The organism is Caballeronia sp. ATUFL_F2_KS9A, from assembly GCF_023630765.1.
Taxonomy (GTDB): domain Bacteria; phylum Pseudomonadota; class Gammaproteobacteria; order Burkholderiales; family Burkholderiaceae; genus Caballeronia; species Caballeronia zhejiangensis.
Window position 1 is genome coordinate 465,206 of record NZ_JALQEK010000002.1, and the last position, 19,503, is coordinate 484,708.

Annotated in this window: 13 protein-coding genes; 5 read left to right on the forward strand and 8 right to left on the reverse strand. The window is 63.3% G+C overall.

Annotated features, from left to right (window positions below):
• Window positions 1-14: 14 nt before the first annotated feature.
• The 3 genes from NCS67_RS04420 to NCS67_RS04430 all read right to left on the reverse strand — a co-directional run bounded on the left by NCS67_RS04420 (window position 15) and on the right by NCS67_RS04430 (window position 3,832).
• Window positions 15-2,138 carry a M3 family metallopeptidase gene (locus tag NCS67_RS04420; RefSeq protein ID WP_250434431.1) on the reverse strand — a complete coding sequence of 708 codons (2,124 nt, stop codon included), beginning with the start codon at window positions 2,136-2,138 and terminating at the stop codon, window positions 15-17.
• A 167-nt stretch (window positions 2,139-2,305) separates the two neighbouring features.
• Window positions 2,306-3,160, reverse strand: coding sequence for a bifunctional methylenetetrahydrofolate dehydrogenase/methenyltetrahydrofolate cyclohydrolase FolD (gene folD / locus NCS67_RS04425; RefSeq protein ID WP_008350485.1), 855 nt, complete (start codon window positions 3,158-3,160; stop codon window positions 2,306-2,308).
• Window positions 3,161-3,604: 444 nt separating this feature from the next.
• A complete protein-coding gene (locus NCS67_RS04430) occupies window positions 3,605-3,832 on the reverse strand; it encodes a hypothetical protein (protein WP_235366345.1) in 228 nt (75 codons plus the stop codon).
• A 55-nt stretch (window positions 3,833-3,887) separates the two neighbouring features.
• Between NCS67_RS04430 and NCS67_RS04435 the strand changes: the two genes are divergently transcribed.
• Window positions 3,888-4,433 (forward strand): hypothetical protein, encoded by a 546-nt coding sequence (locus NCS67_RS04435; protein WP_239294958.1) that lies wholly within the window; start codon window positions 3,888-3,890, stop codon window positions 4,431-4,433.
• Window positions 4,434-4,470: 37 nt separating this feature from the next.
• Here NCS67_RS04435 and NCS67_RS04440 read toward each other — a convergent pair whose 3' ends face one another.
• The 4 genes from NCS67_RS04440 to fixL all read right to left on the reverse strand — a co-directional run bounded on the left by NCS67_RS04440 (window position 4,471) and on the right by fixL (window position 10,236).
• Window positions 4,471-5,373, reverse strand: a complete 903-nt coding sequence (locus NCS67_RS04440; RefSeq protein ID WP_250434439.1) for a DUF2950 domain-containing protein — start codon at window positions 5,371-5,373, stop codon at window positions 4,471-4,473.
• 59 nt (window positions 5,374-5,432) lie between these two features.
• On the reverse strand, window positions 5,433-6,836 hold the full coding sequence (locus tag NCS67_RS04445; RefSeq protein WP_250456458.1) for a DUF3300 domain-containing protein: 1,404 nt from the start codon (window positions 6,834-6,836) through the stop codon (window positions 5,433-5,435).
• Window positions 6,837-7,069: 233 nt separating this feature from the next.
• On the reverse strand, window positions 7,070-7,705 hold the full coding sequence (gene fixJ / locus NCS67_RS04450; RefSeq protein ID WP_008350478.1) for an oxygen response regulator transcription factor FixJ: 636 nt from the start codon (window positions 7,703-7,705) through the stop codon (window positions 7,070-7,072).
• On the reverse strand, window positions 7,702-10,236 hold the full coding sequence (gene fixL, locus NCS67_RS04455; RefSeq protein ID WP_034472179.1) for an oxygen sensor histidine kinase FixL: 2,535 nt from the start codon (window positions 10,234-10,236) through the stop codon (window positions 7,702-7,704). Before fixL ends, fixJ begins: the two co-directional genes overlap by 4 nt.
• Before the next feature lie 292 nt (window positions 10,237-10,528).
• On the opposite strand from fixL, the gene aceE reads away from it, so the two are divergent.
• The 3 genes from aceE to lpdA all read left to right on the forward strand — a co-directional run bounded on the left by aceE (window position 10,529) and on the right by lpdA (window position 16,742).
• On the forward strand, window positions 10,529-13,222 hold the full coding sequence (aceE, locus tag NCS67_RS04460) for a pyruvate dehydrogenase (acetyl-transferring), homodimeric type (protein WP_034472145.1): 2,694 nt from the start codon (window positions 10,529-10,531) through the stop codon (window positions 13,220-13,222).
• A gap of 80 nt (window positions 13,223-13,302) precedes the next feature.
• A complete protein-coding gene (gene aceF / locus NCS67_RS04465) occupies window positions 13,303-14,619 on the forward strand; it encodes a dihydrolipoyllysine-residue acetyltransferase (RefSeq protein ID WP_250434441.1) in 1,317 nt (438 codons plus the stop codon).
• Between the two features lie 74 nt (window positions 14,620-14,693).
• Entirely contained in the window at window positions 14,694-16,742 is a 2,049-nt protein-coding gene (gene lpdA / locus NCS67_RS04470) for a dihydrolipoyl dehydrogenase (protein WP_008350470.1), read from the forward strand.
• Window positions 16,743-16,897: 155 nt separating this feature from the next.
• Here lpdA and NCS67_RS04475 read toward each other — a convergent pair whose 3' ends face one another.
• Entirely contained in the window at window positions 16,898-17,473 is a 576-nt protein-coding gene (locus tag NCS67_RS04475) for a phasin family protein (protein ID WP_008350468.1), read from the reverse strand.
• Between the two features lie 773 nt (window positions 17,474-18,246).
• On the opposite strand from NCS67_RS04475, the gene pbpG reads away from it, so the two are divergent.
• A complete protein-coding gene (pbpG, locus tag NCS67_RS04480) occupies window positions 18,247-19,431 on the forward strand; it encodes a D-alanyl-D-alanine endopeptidase (RefSeq protein ID WP_250434443.1) in 1,185 nt (394 codons plus the stop codon).
• Window positions 19,432-19,503 lie beyond the last annotated feature (72 nt).

Here is a 19,503-nt window from a genome sequence, read left to right on the forward strand (position 1 = left end):
ATCGGCAGGAGGCGTCAATGCACCGTCGCGCCCGACATCCCGTTATGCCTCAACAACGCGTCGATATCCGGCTCGCGCCCACGGAACGCCTTGAACGATTCCATCGCCGGACGACTGCCGCCGACTTCCAGAATCTCGCGACGATAACGCGTACCCGTGGTCGCATCGAGCACCGAACCGCTTCCGGCCTTCGCGGCTTCCTCGAACGCGGCGTACGCATCGGCGGATAAAACTTCTGCCCACTTGTAGCTGTAATACCCCGCCGCATACCCGCCCGCGAAAATATGGCTGAACGTATTCGGCCAGCGCGAGAAGGGCGCCTGCGGGATCACATGGAACTTCTCGTTGATCGCGCGTGCGAGATCGTTGACGTTCTGCGTCGCGTTGGCCGGATCGTAGGACGTGTGCAGCACCATATCGAACATCGAAAAGACGATCTGGCGCAGCGTGCCCAAACCGCTCTGGAAGTTCTTCGCGGCGAGCATCTTGCCGAACAGTTCGCGCGGCAGCGGCGCGCCGGTTTCGACGTGCGCGGACATGTCGGTCAACACGTCCCATTCCCAGCAGAAATTCTCCATGAATTGCGACGGCAGTTCGACCGCATCCCACTCCACGCCGTTGATGCCCGACACGCCCAGTTCGTCGATGCGCGTCAGCATGTGATGCAGCCCATGCCCGAATTCGTGGAACAGCGTGATGACTTCATCGTGCGTGAAGCATGCGGGTTTGCCGCCCACCGGCGCCGAAAAGTTGCAGGTGAGATAAGCAACCGGCGTCTGCACGCCGCCTTCGCCGCGCTTGTGACGCGAGCGCGCGTCGTCCATCCATGCGCCGCCGCGCTTGCCTTCGCGCGCGTAGAGGTCGAGATAGAACTGCGCGACGAGCGTGCCGTCCTTGTTCTCGACGCGGAAAAAGCGCACGTCCGGATTCCACACGGCGGCTTCGTCGCGGCGGATCGACACGTTGAAGAGCGTCTCCGTCACCTTGAAGAGGCCCTTCAACACGGCTTCTTGCGGGAAGTACTGCTTCACTTCGTTTTCCGAGAACGAATAGCGCTTCTGACGCAGCTTCTCCGCCGCGTACGCGATGTCCCACGGCTGCAACTCGGGCATGCCGAGCTCGGTCGCGGCGAACGCGCGCAGTTCCATCCAGTCGTTTTCGGCGTAGGGGCGGGCGCGCTTCGCCAAGTCTTCGAGGAACGCGATGACCTGCGCGGGCGATTCCGCCATCTTCGGCGCGAGCGACACTTCCGCGAAGTTCTGATAACCGAGCGTCTTCGCTTCTTCCTCGCGCAGCTTCAGATGCTCGACGACGTTCGCCGTGTTGTCCCATTCGGCCTTGCCGTTGCCATAGGTCGCGCCGAGTTCGGACGCGCGCGTGACGTACGCGCGATACATCGCCTCGCGCATCGGACGATGCTCCGAATACTGCAGCACCGGGAAATACGACGGGAAATGCAGCGTGAACTTCCAGCCGTCCTTGCCGTCGCGTTGCGCGGCTTCGTGGGCGGCTTCGATCACGTCGTCGGGCAGACCGGCGAGATCGCTCTTCTGCGTGACGATGTACGCATAGGCGTTGGTCGAATCGAGCACGTGATCCGAAAACGCCTTCGACAGCGCCGCCTGTTCTTCCTGCAACTGCGCGAAACGCGGCTTGCGGTCTTCGGGTAATTCGGCGCCCGAGAGACGGAAATCGCGCAGCGAGTTTTCGAGGATTTTTTTGCGCTCGGCCGACAAGCCCGCGAATTCGGTACCGGCGGCGATCGCCTTGTACTTTTCGTAGAGCGCGAGATTCTGTCCGACGCTCGCCGAGAATTCGGTCACGCGCGGCAGGTTTTCAGCGTGGGCGGCGCGCAGTTCGGGCGTATCGGCGACGGCGTTCAGATGGCCGACGATGCCCCACGCGCGCGACAATTTTTCCGATTCCTGCTCGACGGCAGCGACGACGTCTTTCCACGTCGCAGGCGTCTCGGGCGCGCTTGCACGCTCGACGGCGGCCTTGGCATTGGCAAGGAGCACATCGAGCGCGGGCGTGACGTGCGCCGGCTGAATCTCGCCGAAACGCGGAAGATCGGAGAAGTCGAGCAGCGGATTGGCCGCTGCCGCTTCGGACGTGATGGCTGACGTGGTATCGCTCATGGCTCTCCCGTGCTGATATTGGATGACGCCGCACGGGTGTCGCGCCCCGCGCCGGCTCGTTCGGAGATTATTGGGGCGGGCGCGGCAAATTCCAATCGTTTGTTTTTAAGGGGCCGATTAAGGCAATGCCCGGCATTCCCCTACAACCCGCGGCCGCCCCACGCCGCTCAAGCCTGCGCCGCGCGCTCGGCCGCTTCGATCGTGTTGACGAGCAGCATCGTGATGGTCATCGGGCCGACGCCGCCGGGCACCGGCGTGATATAGCCCGCCACTTCCTTCACGCCCGCGAAATCGACGTCGCCGCACAGCTTGCCTTCGTCGTTGCGGTTCATGCCGACGTCGATGACCGTCGCGCCCGGCTTCACCATGTCGGCGGTGAGGATGTCGCGGCGGCCGACCGCGGCGACGATCACATCGGCGTCGCGCGTATGTTTGGCGAGGTCGCGCGTCTTGCTGTGGCAGATCGTGACGGTCGCGCCCGCTTCGAGCAGGAGCAGCGCCATCGGCTTGCCGACGATGTTCGAGCGCCCGATCACGACGGCGTTCGCGCCTTTCAGGTCGATGCCGTGCGCTTCGAACATCTTCATCACGCCGTAGGGCGTGCACGGGCGAAAGAGCGGCTTGCCGGTCAGAAGCGCGCCCGCATTGGCGACGTGAAAACCGTCGACGTCCTTTTCCGGCGCGATCGCCTCGATGACCTTGTGGCTGTCGATGTGGGCGGGCAGCGGCAGTTGCACGAGGATGCCGTGGATCGACGCATCGGCGTTGAGCTTTTCGATGTGCGCGAGCAGTTCGTTTTCGGCGAGCGTCGCGGGGAAACGGTCCATCACCGAGTGCAGGCCGTTGTCCTGGCAGGCCTTCACCTTGTTGCGCACGTAGACTTCGCTCGCCGGATTGTCGCCGACGAGCACGACGGCCAGGCCCGGCTTATGTCCACGGGCGGAGAGGGCGGCGGCGCGCCGGGCGACATCGGCGCGAAGGGTCTTGGATAGGGCGTTGCCGTCGATGAGTTGGGCGGTCATGGCGAATCGGATCGAGGATGGGCGAGGGCGCGCGAGGGCGTGAAGCCGACGCCGTGCCCGCCGCTCTGATCGGCGACGGTGCGCGGCGCTCGCGCAAGGTGCTGGGCGCTTGCTTGGCCGCTGTGCGACAAATGCGCCCTTGGGAAGGGCGAAATTATACCGCCGGGCGCGCTCGGGAGTCTCGGCGGGTCACCGACGTGAAACCAGAATCTCGGATCCGCTGCGTGCTGATGAGTCTTCGCCCAGCGCTTGTCAAATTACTTGCCGCTTACCAGTAAACCACCGTTCTTCCGGGATACTCCCTGCCGCGTTATTTACCGATGCTTGCAGGAGAAAATCAAGAATGTCTTTCGGAAAATGTGCAGTCATATCATTGACGTTTAGCAGTGTCGTTTTGCTTTCCGCCTGCGGTGGCGGAGGCTCCGGCGGCGCGGATGAGAACCGTCAGCCCGCCAGCGCGCCCGCCGCGGCCGCACCGGCCAGCGCGGCGTCGTCGACGGTCCCTTCGACAGATTTGCCGACCAGCGCCAGCGCGCCTGCTGCGGCGTCTTCGCCGGCAACGGTGGGGGAAGCACTGCCGAGCCTCGCGAATCCGCAAGCAGGATCGACGGCGCAAACAGGAACGAACGCCGAAGGAATCTGGACGACGAATTCGCTGACGAACCGCACCATCGCGCTAGTCGATCCGGACGGCAATATCTCGTCGCTCAATGCGATTGGGTCGATCGTGACCAGCGCACTCTATGGCGTCATCTCATACTCGCCGCAGGCCTGGACGCTGACGTCCGGTCTGTCTTTCAACAACATGCTGTTCGCGTATCCGACGAGCTCGGGAAGCGGAACCTACTCGCCGCGAAACACTTTCAGCGGGAGCTACGTCGCGAATGGAGCGACCACGGAGTTCTCGTCGAACTACGATGCAGCGAACGCATTGAGTGTCACGCAGCAGAGCGTCGCGGGCACCTGGACGCAATCGTCGACGTCGCTGACGATCGCCGACGACGGCTCTTTCACAGGCAAACTAAGCGGTTGCGACGTCAGCGGAAAAATGTTGCTGGCGACCCCCGGCAGCAATCGCAACATGTACGCCGTGACGATGAGCGTGGCGCCCGCCACTTCCTGCTCGGTGCCCGCCGGCACGACCTATACCGGCAACGCGGCCATTCTGTTCGTGCCGATCACCGGCAGCAATGGTTATCGCCGAACGGTTCTGTACAACGTGCATAACCTGAACGAACTTCGTTATGCCTACGGCCAGTTGACGAAACAATAGTCCTCTCGCCCTGAGCCGCGCGCCACCCCGCGCCCGCTCAGGGCGTCACCACCTTCCACGACGAATCCGGGTTGAACGACTTGATCGCCGCCGCCTTGCTTGCGGAAGCCGGGCCCAGATCCTTCTCGTAGATCTGTCCGTCCTGATTGACCATGAACGTCATCACGCCCGTCTGGCCGTAGCGCGCGGGCGTCGCGATGACGCCGAAACCCTGCGTCAGCCGTCCGTCCTGAAGATAGTTCTTCGCGCCGCCCGGTGCGTTCGAGCCTTGCGACGTCAGAATGCGGTAGTGATAGCCGTAGTAGCCGTCCTTGTCGGTCGGCTTGTTCGGCATCGTCTCGGCGAGCGGACCGAGCGGGCTTTCCGGCTCGCCCGGCGCCGTGTCCCAGTAAAGGCCGTCGTGCTTGCCGGGCGTGCTCACGAAGCGGTCGGCGTAGCGCCCCGCCGTCTTGCGATAGTCGTCCTGCGCGGCGACGACCGCGAGCGCGACCTGCATCGCCGATCGCTCGTTGCGCCCGATGCGCCTCGTCAGCAGCTCGTCGCGCGCGGCGCGCATGTCGAAGCGCCAGCCGTTCGCGACCTTGACGAGCGGAATCGGCAGCGTCCAGCCGTCCGTGCCCGCTTCGATGCGCGCTGAAGGATGTCCGTCGACCGTTTGCGCATCCTCGACGATGCGATGCTGCTGCGCCCACGCGCCGAGGTACGCGTAGATATCCTCCCGGCCGATGCTGCCTTCGGGCACATATCGGCGATGGTCCTTGCCGAGCACTTTGGCGAGCGCGGCTTCGTCGTTGGTGGCGATGGCGTCGGTGAACGCTTGCGCCGCCGCTTCGGGCGTCGGATAAACGGCCTGCGCGTGCGCGAGCGACGCGCCGAGCACGAGCGACGCGACCGCGAACGCGCGCAGGACGAGCTTCTTCGATGAGGCGAATGGTTTCATGTCGGGCTCCTGGATCTGGCGTTCGCCGCATTCGCGGCGTTTGACGATGGAATCGATCATCAACGGCGGAAGCCTCCGCCGCCGCCTCGATGGAACCCGCCGCCGCCTCCGCCACCGCCGTGGAATCCGCCACCGCCGCCGCCTTGAAATCCGCCGCCGCCACGTTGCACGCCGCCTCCGCCCGCGCCCAAACCACCGCCACCGCCACCGCCGCCGCCCGCCTGACGCTGAACACCGCCGCCACCCGCGCCGGCGCGCTCATGCGACTGATTGAACGACTGCCGGCTCGCCTGTCCGCGCTGCATGTCCTGGCGCGCGCCGTTGCCATCGCCCGCGCCGCGCAGCGCGTTGTCGCGATTTACGTCCTGCGAGCGCTGACGAAGATCGCTCGTCGTGCGCGCGTTCGGTCCGCCGCCCTCGCGGATGCTCTGCGCGCGCTGGCTCGCCGATTCGTTGAGGTTCTGGCCGGTGCGCTGCTGCAAGGTCTGCGCGGCTTGCGCGCGCGCATCCTCGCGGCCCCGGAACTGGTTGCCGTTCGCGCCGAGATTGGCGTTGTTCAGGTTCTGGCGGTTCGCGGCGACGTTCGTCCGGTTGAACTGCGGATCGTTGCGGTTCCAGCGCACGTTATTGCTGTTCGCATTGATGCGGTTGGCCGTGTTGATGTTGTTATAGCGATTCACGTTGACGTTGACATCGCCGTGACCCCAGTTGCAGTTGCCCCACAGCGAATTCACGACCGCGACGCCTGTTGCGAACGCCATGCCGGTCATGAACGCCGACCCGATCGCATATCCGGGCGGCGGCGGCACATAGACCGGCGGATACGCGGGATATGGCCACGTCCCGTACACGACCGTCGGGTTGTAGGTCGGCACGTAGACGACTTGCGGATTGGCGGGCTCGATCTGGATCACCGTAGTGCTGGTGGTCGTACTGCCCGCCGGCGCGGGCGCGCTCGTGACTTTCTGCTGCTCGTTCGTCTTCAGATTGCCCGCGCTTTGCGCCGCGCGCCGCAGACGCTGAACGGAGTCCATCACGTCGCTCGGCTGCGCGATGAACGCGTTGCCGAGCTGCGTCACCCAGTCGATCTTGGAGGCCATCGTCGCGAGCGCCTGCGGGAAAGCGACGAGCGACTGCACGCTCGGGTCCCACGGCTGCGTCTGCACGGCTTTCACGGCGTCGTCGCCCTTGACGTTCGGATTCGCCTTCGACCAGTCGGCCGCTTCGGTAATCTGCGACGGATACGTCGACGCCATCAGCACTTGCGCGAGCAGCGCATCCGGATAGAGCGCGACCGGCGCGGTCAGCGCGTCGAGTTGCTGGTTCGTGAGTTTCTGGCCGGCCGGCGCGGCGTTCTGCGCTTGCGCGTCGAGCGGATGCGCGGCGAAAAGCGGCATCGCGGCGAGCGTGACGGCGAACGCGATCGCTCTTGCCGTGCCGATTTGCGAACCAATGACACCCATTCGTTTCGACATCGAATCCCCCCGTGCGAGACGTTGCGAGATCGTTGCGCGTAGCCGGGATTGAAGCGAGGAAATCGGGTAGTGATCCGGCGTGATTCAGCCAATATCACTTTTCAGTTCGGCGTTCAACGAACTTTGGCGGGAAGGAGATTCGGGCGCATTCGCTCGCGAGCGCGCCGATAAACGCGCGGCCGGCCTGACGATGCCGGCCGCGAAGGGGAGAGCCGAAGCGCTTATTGCTGCGGCTTGTTCGACAGCGCGAGACGCAGCAGATCGGCCACCGTGTTCACGGAAAGCTTCTCCATGATGTTCGCGCGATGCGCTTCGACCGTCTTGATGCTGATGCCGAGATCGTCGGCGATCTGCTTGTTCAGCCGCCCGGCGATGATGCGTTCTAGCACCTGATGCTCGCGCGCCGTCAGCTTGCCCAAGCGCTCTGCGGCCGCGCGCTGCTGCTGCACGCTGGTGCTCTCGCTGCGCGCCTTTTCGAGCATGCGCTCGACGAGCTTGCGCAGTTCGGCTTCGTCGAACGGCTTCTCGATGAAGTCCATCGCGCCCTTCTTCATGGTCGAGACGGCCATCGGGACGTCGCCGTGCCCCGTCACGAAGATGATCGGCAAGAGCGAGTTCTCGGCGATGAGCTTCTCCTGCAGTTCGAGCCCCGTCATGCCGGCCATGCGCACGTCGAGGATCAGGCAGGAGATCGCGCCGGAATGGGCGATCGGCAGGTAGACGTCGAGGAACGATTCCGCGCTGGAGAAACACTGAACGCGATAGCCGTTTGCTTCGAGCAGCCAGCGCAAGGAATCACGTACGGCTTCGTCATCGTCGACGACGAAGACGGTTTCCTGAGTGGTGACTGTGCTCATAGTTCTCCCGTAACTGTTTGTTGTCTCGTATGTTCGTCCTGCGCATCCGTGCCGCCCGTGCCCGAGCCGCCTTCCACTTCGCCGATCGGCAGGCTGCAGTGGAAAGTCGCGCCGGTCACGTGGCCGTCCGCTTCGACGTTGTTGACCACCCAAAGGCGCCCGCGATGCGACTCGATGATCGAACGGCAGATGTTCAACCCCATGCCCATGCCGTCGGACTTGGTGCTGTAGAACGGCTCGAAGAGACGCTCGGCGGTTGCTTCGTCCACGCCCGGACCCTGATCGACCACGCTGATGCACACGAAGCCGCCGTCCATGCGCTGCACGACTACGCGTATCACCGGATCGACGGCGTGTGGTTTCGCATCATGCATCGCCTCGGCCGCGTTTTTCAACAGGTTGACCAACACTTGTTCGATCAAAACCGGGTCGACGTAAATGACGGGCATCCGCGAACGGATTTCGGTGACGATGCGGATCTTGCGTTTGCGCGCCTCGATCTCGGCGAGACCGACCGCGTCCGCGACGATATCCGCGACGCGCGCCGCCTGGCGCTTCGGTTCGCTGCGCTTCACGAACTCGCGGATGCGCTTGATGATCATGCCCGCGCGCACGGCCTGCTGCGCGGTTTTTTCGAGCACCGGAAGCAGCGTTTCCTGCGTCATGCGGCCGGATTTCACGAGCGCGACGCAGCCCGAGCAATAGTTGTTGATCGCGGCGAGCGGCTGATTCAGCTCGTGCGCGAGCGACGACGCCATTTCGCCCATCGTCATCAGGCGGCTCGTGAACTGGAGCTTTTCTTCCTGCTGATGCGCGAGTTCCTGCGCCTGCTTCCTCTGCGTGATGTCGGTGGCGATCTGCATCTGCGCGAGATGGCCGTCGACCCACTGAATGTACTGGCGGCGCACCTCGAACCACTTCTGAATGCCTTCGACGTAGACCTCCTGCGCGTCGGCCGAGCTTTCCGTGAGGGCGGTGGCGGGCAGGCCCGCGTAGGTATCGACCATGTCGATGGTGTCGGACGAGCTCTGCGAACCGCCGTCGAACGCCGCGCCCGCGAGTTCCAGATGGCCGTCCGGACGAATGCCGAACAGATGCCGGTAGTAGCGGTTCGCGAACAGCAGTTCGGCTTCGTCGGCGGCGAGCACGGAGACGGCGGCGTCGAGACTTTCGAGGACGGTGGTGAAGCGCTCGTGCGCGGCGGCGAGTTCCTCACGCGCGCGTTTCGGTTCGGTGATGTCCGTCATCGACGACATCCAGCCCGTCTGACGGCCGGAACTGTCGATGAGCGGCGAGACATAGAGTCGCGCGTGGAAAAATGACCCGTCTTTTCGGCGCACACGCAGTTCGAAACCGGAAGAGGGCGCTTTGCCGCGCAGCGTCATGTCGAGCTGGCGCTGCATCTCCGGATACGCGTCGCGCGGCCAGTACGGGAACGGCGCGTTCTTGCCGACGAGATCGCTTTCGTCCCAGCCCGTCATCCGGCAGAACGCCGGATTCACGTGCGTGATGCGGCCGTGCATGTCGAGCACGCGCATGCCGATCAGCACGGAGTTTTCCATCGCGCGACGGAAGAACGCCTCGGCGTAGAGCGCCTGCTGCGCCTCGAAGCGCTGGCGCGTGTGCTTCCACAGACTCCAGAGACTCCACAGCACGAAGCACGACAAACCGGCGACGAGCCAGACGAGCGTGTTGTTGGTGAAGTTCGTGAGCTGCGGATACGAGTACACGCGCACCGACAGGCCTTGTCCGGGCGGGTCGAGCGGCAGGTCGTAGAACATGTCGCGCGGCAGGCGCGGGCGGCTCGATGTGGTCGCGAGCTCGCGGTTGTTCAGATCGGTGATGGAAATCTTGTATTTCGCCGACAATTCGCTCGGAATGTCGTGCTTCAGTATGCCTTCGATCGAAAACACGGCCGCGATCGAGCCGAGGAATTCGCGGTCGCGGAAAACCGGCGTCTGCAGCGTGATGTAGCCGTTGCCGAGATCGTCGTACAGCAACGGCGAGTAGACTTGGCGGCGGGTGGTGCGCGCTTCGTCGAAGGCGGCCTGCACGGCCTCGTCCATCTGCGTGTCGTTCGGCTTGGCGAGGCGCGATCCGAGCACGGGCAGCGGCGTATTCGGCCAGCGCGGCTTATGCTCGCTCGTGTACCAGTTCATGTAGAGGATCTCGGGATGCCCCTGCATGATGTCGGTGGACGATGTCTGGAAGGTTTGCGGATCGCCGTGCCCGGTCGCGATGTCGCGCGCGAGCGCCTGGATCTGCTCCTGCGCACCGGTCATCGACAGGCGAATTTGTTGCTGAGCCCACGCGACGTTGCGATAAAGCGTGTCTTCCTGCTGCTGTTGCTCGCGCCGGTTCAGGCTCCAGAGAATCAGACTCATCACGATCAGAAACACCAGGATCGAAATGAGCGGCGTGAGTAAATAGGAGTTCGACCACCACGGTCCGTGGTGCCAGCGGGAGGGCGAGGCGTCGGTCGGCTTGCGCGCGGACCTCGCCGAGCGTTTGATCAGCCGTTCGGTCAACATGGAGCGATTGTAACGCACCACCTGATTGTTAAATGGCGTAAAAAGACGGTAAAGCGTGCTCAGTTGCAGGAAAAGGAGGGGAAACATCTGAACAAAAAAGTCTTATCGGACGGTGCGTTGCAGCAATTTTTCGCATGGTGAGATTAGCTCTCATGATTTGAAAAATTCCTTGCGTCATGGTCTGGACCCTCTTTAGAATTGCCGGCACGCGGCCAGTGCCCGCTTTTCCGCGTGTGTTCGCGGGCGTGCGCCGGCGGTTCTCATCGAGTGTTCCTCACATCAGGAGACGAGCATGTCCGCTGTACCCGACGAAGTTCTCAAATATGTCGCCAACGCCAAGGACGACGATCCTCAGGAAACCGCCGAGTGGCTCGATGCGCTCGACGGCGTGATTTCCGCGGTCGGTCCTGATCGCGCGCACTACCTGATCGAGAAACAGATCGAATTCGCTCGCGTGCATGGCGAGCACCTGCCGTTTTCGGCGAACACGCCGTACATCAACACGATCCCCGTCGCTTCGCAGGCGAAGATTCCGGGCGATCAGGACATCGAACACCGCATCCGCTCGTACACCCGCTGGAACGCCATCGCGATGGTGCTGCGCGCGGGCAAGGACACGAACGTCGGCGGTCACATCGCTTCGTTCGCATCGGCCGCGACGCTCTACGACGTCGGCTTCAATCACTTCTGGCACGCGCCTTCGAAAGATCACGGCGGCGACCTCGTCTTCGTGCAGGGCCACTCGTCGCCGGGCGTCTATTCGCGCGCGTTCCTGCTCGGCCGCCTGACCGAAAAGCAACTGAACAACTTCCGCCAGGAAGTGGGCGGCGAGGGCATCTCGTCGTATCCGCATCCGTGGCTGATGCCGGATTTCTGGCAATTCCCGACCGTGTCGATGGGCCTCGGCCCGATCATGGCGATCTATCAGGCGCGCTTCATGAAGTACATGGCCGCGCGCGGCATGGCGAAGACCGAAGGCCGCAAGGTCTGGGCGTTCCTCGGCGACGGCGAAACGGACGAGCCGGAATCGCTCGGCGCGATCGGCATGGCCGGCCGCGAGCGTCTGGACAACCTCGTGTTCGTCATCAACTGCAATCTGCAGCGACTGGACGGCCCGGTGCGCGGCAACGGCAAGATCATTCAGGAACTCGAAAGCGAATTCCGCGGCGCCGGCTGGAACGTCATCAAGGTCATCTGGGGCAGCCGCTGGGACGCGCTCTTCGCACGCGACAAGACCGGCGCGCTGATGCGCCGCATGATGGAAGTCGTCGACGGCGAATATCAGACGTACAAGTCGGAGTCGGGCGCGTTCGTGCGCGAGCACTTCTTCAACACGCCGGAACTCAAGGCGCTCGTCGCCGACTGGTCCGATGACGACATCTGGAACCTGAACCGCGGCGGCCACGATCCGCACAAGATCTACGCGGCCTTCGACGCAGCGACCAAGACGAAGGGCGCGCCGACCGTCATCCTCGCCAAGACCATCAAGGGCTATGGCATGGGCGAGCATGGTCAGGCGATGAACATCACGCACCAGCAGAAGAAGCTGCCGATCGACACGCTGAAGAAATTCCGCGACCAATTCCGTCTGCCGCTTACCGACGAGCAGATCGCCGACGTGCCGTATCTCACGTTCGAGGAAGGCTCGAAGGAACTCGAATACATGCGCCAGAAGCGCATGGACCTGGGCGGCTATCTGCCGACGCGCCGCGAAAAGGCCGAATCGCTGCCGGTGCCGGCGCTGTCCGCGTTCGAGCCGCTCTTGAAGGGCACGGGCGAAGGCCGCGAAATCTCCACGACGATGGCGTTCGTGCGGATCCTCAACATCCTGCTGAAGGACAAGGCGCTCGGCAAGCGCATCGTGCCGATCGTCCCGGACGAGTCGCGCACGTTCGGCATGGAAGGCCTCTTCCGCCAGATCGGCATCTGGAATCAGGACGGCCAGAAGTACATCCCGGAAGACTCCGACCAGCTGATGTTCTACAAGGAATCGGAGACGGGGCAGATCCTGCAGGAAGGCATCAACGAAGCGGGTGGCATGTGTGACTGGATCGCGGCCGCGACGTCGTACTCGACGCACGGCGAGATCATGATCCCGTTCTACATCTTCTACTCGATGTTCGGCTTCCAGCGCATCGGCGATCTGGCGTGGGCCGCGGGCGACATGCGTTCGCGCGGATTCCTGCTGGGCGGCACCGCTGGCCGCACGACGCTGAACGGCGAAGGGCTGCAGCACGAAGACGGCCACTCGCTGCTGTGGGCGGCATCGATTCCGAACTGCGTGAGCTATGACCCGACGTTCGGTTACGAACTCGCCGTCATCATGCAGGACGGCCTGCGCCGCATGGTCGCGGACCAGGAAGACGTGTACTACTACATCACCGTGATGAACGAGAACTACGAGCATCCGGCGATCCCGCAAGGCGATGCCGTGGCTTCGGACATCATCAAGGGCATGTACGCCTTCAAGAAGGCCGATGCGCCGGCCAAGGCGCACGTTCAGTTGATGGGCGCGGGCACGATCTTCAACGAAGTCATCGCCGCGGCTCAACTGTTGAAGGACGACTGGGGCGTCAGCGCCGATCTGTGGAGCGTGCCGAGCTTCACCGAACTGGCCCGCGACGGTCAGGCGTGCGAGCGCTGGAACCTGCTGCATCCGACCGAAGAGAAGAAGCTGCCGCACGTCACGGCGCTGCTGAAGGACGCGAAGGGCCCGGTGATCGCATCGACGGATTACATCCGCGCGCTCGTCGACCAGATTCGCGGCTATGTCCCGCAGAAGTTCGTGGTGCTCGGCACCGACGGCTATGGCCGCTCGGATACGCGCGAAGCGCTGCGCCACTTCTTCGAAGTCGACCGCTACTGGGTGACGCTGGCTGCGCTCAACGCGCTGGCCGACGAAGGCACGATCGAGCGCAAGGTCGTCGCCGAGGCGATCAAGAAGTACAACCTCGACCCGTCCAAACCCAACCCGATGACCGTCTAAAGGCATCGCCCCCGTGCGTTGTGACGCGGCCTCTTTCCGAAGCGGAAGGAGGCCCGCGTGCGACCCAGGAGACACTAATAATGAGTCAAGCGATCGAAGTGAAAGTGCCGGACATCGGCGACTTCAAGGACATCCCCGTGATCGAGGTGCTGGTCAAGGTGGGTGATACGGTCGAACCCGAGCAGTCGCTCGTCACGCTCGAATCCGACAAGGCCACGATGGACGTGCCGAGCTCGGCAGCGGGCGTCGTGAAGGAAGTGAAGGTCAAGGTCGGCGATAACGTGTCGGAAGGCTCGCTCATCGTCGTGCTGGAAGGCGGCGCAGGCGGCGCGGCCGCACCGGCGCCCGCGCCCGCGCCGGCGGCACCGAAGGAAGTGCCCTCGGATGCGCCCGCGAAGCCCGCGCCCGCGCCGAAGGAAGCGCCGTCCGCGCTCGCGCAGGCGCCTGTCATTCCCGCCGGCGACGGCTCGCGCACGTCGAGCCACGCGTCGCCGTCGGTGCGCAAGTTCGCGCGCGAACTGGGCGTCGATGTGTCGCGCGTGCGCGGCACCGGGCCGAAGAACCGCATCACGCAGCAGGACATCACCGCGTTCGTGAAGGGCGTGATGTCGGGACAGGGCGCGGCGCCTGCGGCTGCGGCGCCGGCTGGCGGTGGCGGCGGCGAACTCGGCCTGTTGCCGTGGCCGAAGATCGACTTCACGAAGTTCGGTCCGGTCGAGCCGAAGCCGCTCTCGCGCATCAAGAAGATCTCGGGCGCGAACCTGCATCGCAACTGGGTGATGATCCCGCACGTCACGAACAACGACGAAGCCGACATCACCGAGCTCGAAGAATTGCGCGTGAAGCTCAACAAGGAGCACGAGAAAGCGGGCGTGAAGTTCACGATGCTCGCGTTCGTCATCAAGGCCGTGGTCTCGGCGCTGAAGAAGTTCCCGGACTTCAACGCGAGCCTCGACGGCGACAACCTCGTCTTCAAGCAGTACTACCACATCGGTTTCGCGGCCGATACGCCGAACGGCCTCGTCGTTCCGGTGATCCGCGACGCGGACAAGAAGGGCCTCGTCGATATCGCCAAGGAAATGGCGGAACTGTCGAAGCTCGCGCGCGACGGCAAGCTGAAGCCCGATCAGATGCAGGGCGGCTGCTTCTCGATCTCGTCGCTGGGCGGCATCGGCGGGACGCACTTCACGCCGATCATCAACGCGCCCGAAGTCGCGATCCTCGGTCTGTCGCGCGGCTATCAGAAGCCCGTGTGGGACGGCAAGCAGTTCGTGCCGCGCCTCACGCTGCCGATGTCGCTGTCGTATGACCATCGCGTCATCGACGGCGCGGCCGCGGCGCGCTTCAACGCTTATCTGTCGGCGATTCTGGGCGATTTCCGTCGCGTCATTCTCTGATCTGCTGATCTGGCCGACGGCGGAACCTCGGACGTTCGTCCGAGGTTCCATCCGCATATCTCTTAGGGGACAACATGAGTCTCGTCGAACTAAAAGTACCCGACATCGGCGACTTCTCCGATGTCGATGTCATCGAAGTCAATATCAAAGCCGGCGACGTCATCGAAAAGGAACAGGGCGTCATCACGCTCGAAACCGACAAGGCCACGATGGAAGTGCCCGCGGATGTCGCGGGGACTATCAAGGAAGTGAAGGTCAAGCAGGGCGACAAGGTGAGCCAGGGCTCGGTCATCGCGATGATCGAAACCGCCGGCGCTGCGGCCGCGCCATCGCCGGCTCCGGCTCCCGCCGCTGCGCCCGCACCGGCTGCGGCTTCGGGCGGCGGCGTGCAGGACGTGAAGGTGCCGGATATCGGCGACTTCAAGGACATTCCCGTCATCGAAGTGCATGTGAAGCCGGGCGATACGGTCGAGAAGGAGCAGTCGCTCATCACGCTCGAATCCGACAAGGCGACGATGGACGTGCCGTCGCCTGCCGCCGGCACGGTCAAGGAAGTGAAGGTGAAGGTCGGCGACAACGTGTCGGAAGGCACGCTGGTTCTGACGCTCGAAGGCGGCGCGTCCGCTGCGGCGCCTGCTCCCGCGCCCCAGAAAGCGGCGCCGGCAGCCGCGCCGACGCCCGCGCCGCAAGCAGGCAGCTACGCCGGCGCGGCCGATGTCGAATGCGACATGCTCGTGCTCGGCGCCGGTCCCGGCGGTTATTCGGCGGCATTCCGTTCCGCCGATCTCGGGATGAAGACCGTGCTCGTCGAGCGTTATTCGACGCTCGGCGGCGTGTGTCTGAACGTCGGCTGCATTCCGTCGAAGGCGTTGCTGCACACGGCGCTCGTCATCGACGAAGCGGCCGAGCTCGCGGCGCACGGCATCAGCTTCGGCGAGCCGAAGGTCGATCTCGACAAACTTCGCGGCTTCAAGGAAGGCGTCGTCAAGAAGCTGACCGGCGGTCTCGCGGGCATGGCGAAGGCGCGAAAGGTCCAGGTCGTGACGGGCGTCGGCGCGTTCGTCGATCCGAATCACATGGAAGTGAACGGCGCGGACGGCAAGAAGGTCGTCAAGTTCAAGCAGGCGATCATCGCGGCGGGTTCGCAGGCGGTGAAGCTGCCGTTCTTCCCGGACGATCCGCGTGTCGTCGATTCGACCGGCGCGCTCGAACTGCGCCAGCTTCCGAAGCGCATGCTGGTGGTGGGCGGCGGCATCATCGGGCTGGAAATGGCGACGGTGTATTCGACGCTCGGCGCGGACATCGACGTCGTCGAAATGCTCGACGGCCTGATGCTCGGCGCGGACCGCGATCTCGTGAAAGTCTGGGAGAAGTTCAATTCCAAGCGCTTCACGAACGTGATGCTCAAGACCAAGACGACCAAGGCGGAAGCCAAGGAAGACGGCATCTATGTGACGTTCGAAGGCGAGAAGGCGCCGGCCGAGCCGCAGCGCTACGACCTCGTGCTGCTCGCGGTCGGCCGCAGCCCGAACGGCGGCAAGATCGGCGCGGACAAGGCGGGCGTCGCGGTGACGGATCGCGGCTTCATCAACGTCGACAAGCAGATGCGTACCAACGTGCCGCACATCTTCGCGATCGGCGATCTCGTCGGCCAGCCGATGCTCGCGCACAAGGCCGTGCACGAAGGCCACGTCGCGGCGGAAGCGGCGCACGGCGAGAAGGCGTATTTCGACGCGCTGCAGATTCCGTCCGTCGCTTATACGGATCCGGAAGTGGCGTGGGCCGGCAAGACGGAAGAGCAGTGCAAGGCCGAAGGCATCAAGTTCGGCAAGGCGGTGTTCCCGTGGGCCGCGTCGGGCCGCGCGATCGCCAACGGCCGCGACGAAGGTTTCACCAAGCTCATCTTCGATGAAGAGACGCATCGGGTGATCGGCGGCGGCATCGTCGGTCTGAATGCGGGCGATCTCATCAGCGAAGTGTGTCTCGCGATCGAGATGGGCGCGGATGCGACCGACATCGGCAAGACGATCCACCCGCACCCGACGCTCGGCGAATCGGTCGGCATGGCCGCCGAGTTGTACGAAGGCGTGTGCACGGACTTGCCGCCGCAGCGCAAGAAGTAAGCGTCCGCGGTTACAGAAGAAAGGCGCGCTCCTTGACCGGAGCGCGCCTTTTTGTTTGTGGGATTCACGAGCAATAGACGACAAAAAACCCGGCGCGATGGCCGGGTTCTTCGTGATTCTTGCTGCATCGGCCGGGCAGGGGCCCGGCGGCAAACTTACGCAACCGACTTCTTGGTGGCGCGGGCAGCTTGCTCGGTCGCTTGCGTAGCGGCCTTCGTCGCAGCCGTAGCGGCAGCGTTGAAGTTGCTTTCAGCAATTTCGACAGCTTGCTTCGTTGCCTTGTGAACCGTTTCGTACGTCGTGTTGGCGGCGGTGATGGCCGACTTCATGACGGCGACGGCGGTTTCCGAACCGGCCGGTGCGTTCTTCGCGACGTTGTCGACGAGCGTTTGGACCTTGCGGTTCTGCTCTTCGTACTGCGCTTCCGCGACGCGGGCGAATTCGGCTTGCGTGGCCGACGCGATTTCATACAGGTGACGGCCGTACGACAGCACCTTTTCCGCGACCGGCTGGGTCAGGCTGGCTTGCAGGGCGAGCAGTTCCTGCGCGTCCTTCACCGACAGCGCGCGCTGTGCGTTTTCCTGGCTTTCGGCCAGCGTGGACTTCACAACTTGCAGGTTCAGTTCGACGAGCTTCTCAACGCCTTCGAACGCCTTGTTCGTGAGGCCGAACAGCGTGTCGAAGTTGGCTTTCTGTGCAGCGGCGATTTGCTCGGGGGTCAACAGCGTCATCTCAGGCTCCTGATGGCAGACCCATCAACGCGGGTCGTGGTTTGGGTAGATCCGGCGCGATATACCTGCCGGCTAGGTGCAACTGCGATTGGTGCGTCGCAACATGAGACCCATTTTAGAGATATTCCGATGGATGTCAAGCACTTTTTGTGCGCCGCACAATAGGCAGAAACCGTATGTTAAACAACAACTTACATGCCGATTGCGTGGTCGAAATAAACGTCCGTGGAAACCCTATGCACTCAAGCTGGGCATGGCTTCCGACACGCATCGGGCCGCATGTTCAACACGATCAAAGCACGGCTCGATGAAACTTTGATGTTCCGGCGACGCGGACAGCGCGGGTTCTGCGGCGATGCGGAAGCGAGATATTTCTGAAGCTCGTCTTATTTTTAGGATGTCGCCGTACACCAAATTGTTGAAGAAACGTTAACATTTCGGCTGTCCGAGCTGTCTCGTGATCGTCTGTGCCCTCCGTTGGTGCTGACTCCCGTTCGTATCTCTGCGTTTTGTCTGATCCGATCCTCACGTTTCACTAAAGTCGTGGAAAGTTTTGCCGATAGTGCGTTTGTCGCGGTGTAGCAAAGCGCATTTTGGGCAGCACTATTTCGCCGGGCCGATCGTTTTTTCCGATCGAGGCGGTTTTTTGTTCAGCAATACGCAATCACGGCTTACAACTCGGTTTAACGAGTGCCGATAAGTGCTTAATATTGCTTAAATTTCGTAGCTTCACTACACTTGGCGGTACCCTCCAGCCGCCCAACAGAACACTAATGAAAACCGAAATGTTTTCGTCGTTGAAGGTGGTGCATGGCGTGGCAGTGCGCTCGGCATTGTCCATCGCCGTCTCCATCGCAGTAGCGACGTCCTTCGCAGCGGCTCCGGCTGAAGCCCTCGCGAAGACCGCCACCCAAACCAAAACCGCAAAGAAATCCACCGCCAAGGCTGAAAAGCCCGCGCGCGTCGCCAAGACCACGCTGAAAGCGCCGAAGCCCGCGAAAGCGGCGAAAGTCGCCGCGGCCAATGACGACGATGACGCGCCGCGCGCATCGCGTAAGCGTCGCGCGTCGTATCGCATGGAAGCGCATTCGCGACGCGCCGCGGTGCACGCGGTTGCGTTCCAGCCGCGCGCGACGTCGGTTGGTCAGGCGTTCGGGCTGCACGATACCCCCGACAGCCTCGCGCTGCGTTCGAGCGTGGCTTACGTCGTCGACCAGAACACGTCCGAGACGCTCTTCGACAAGAACTCGCGCGCCGTTGTGCCGATCGCATCGATCACGAAGCTGATGACCGCGATGGTCGTGCTCGATTCGCACATGCCGCTGACCGATGAAATCACCGTCACCGACGAAGACCGCGACTACGAGAAGTTCACGGGTTCGCGCCTCGCGGTCGGATCTCAACTGAATCGCGAAGACATGCTGCACATCGCGCTGATGGCGTCGGAAAATCGCGCGGCGGCGGCACTCTCGCGCTATTACCCGGGCGGCCGTCCGGCGTTCATCGCCGCGATGAACGCGAAGGCCAAGTCGCTCGGCATGGTCGACACGCACTTCGAGAATTCCACGGGACTCACGAGCCAGAACGTGTCGAGCGCGCGCGACCTCGTGAAGATGGTCAACGCGGCGTATCAATATCCGCTGATCCGCAAGTTCTCGACCGACCGCAGCTACGACGTCTTCACCGGCAAGCGCAATCTCGCCTACAACAGCACGAACGCGCTGATCCGCAATGCGTCGTGGGACATCGGCTTGCAGAAGACGGGCTTCATCAACGAAGCGGGCGAGTGCCTCGTGATGCAGGCAACCGTCAACGGCCGTCCGGTCGTCATCGTGCTGCTCGATTCGTACGGCAAGTATTCGCGCTTCGCCGACGCGGGCCGTCTGCGTTCGTATCTCGACACGCTCGGCGAGCCGCATATCATGAGCGCGGACATGGGCAGCGGCGCAAATCCTTGAGCGCCTGATCTTCGCTGATGCAAAAGCAAACGGGATTCGTCGAAAGACGAATCCCGTTTTGACATGCGGCGA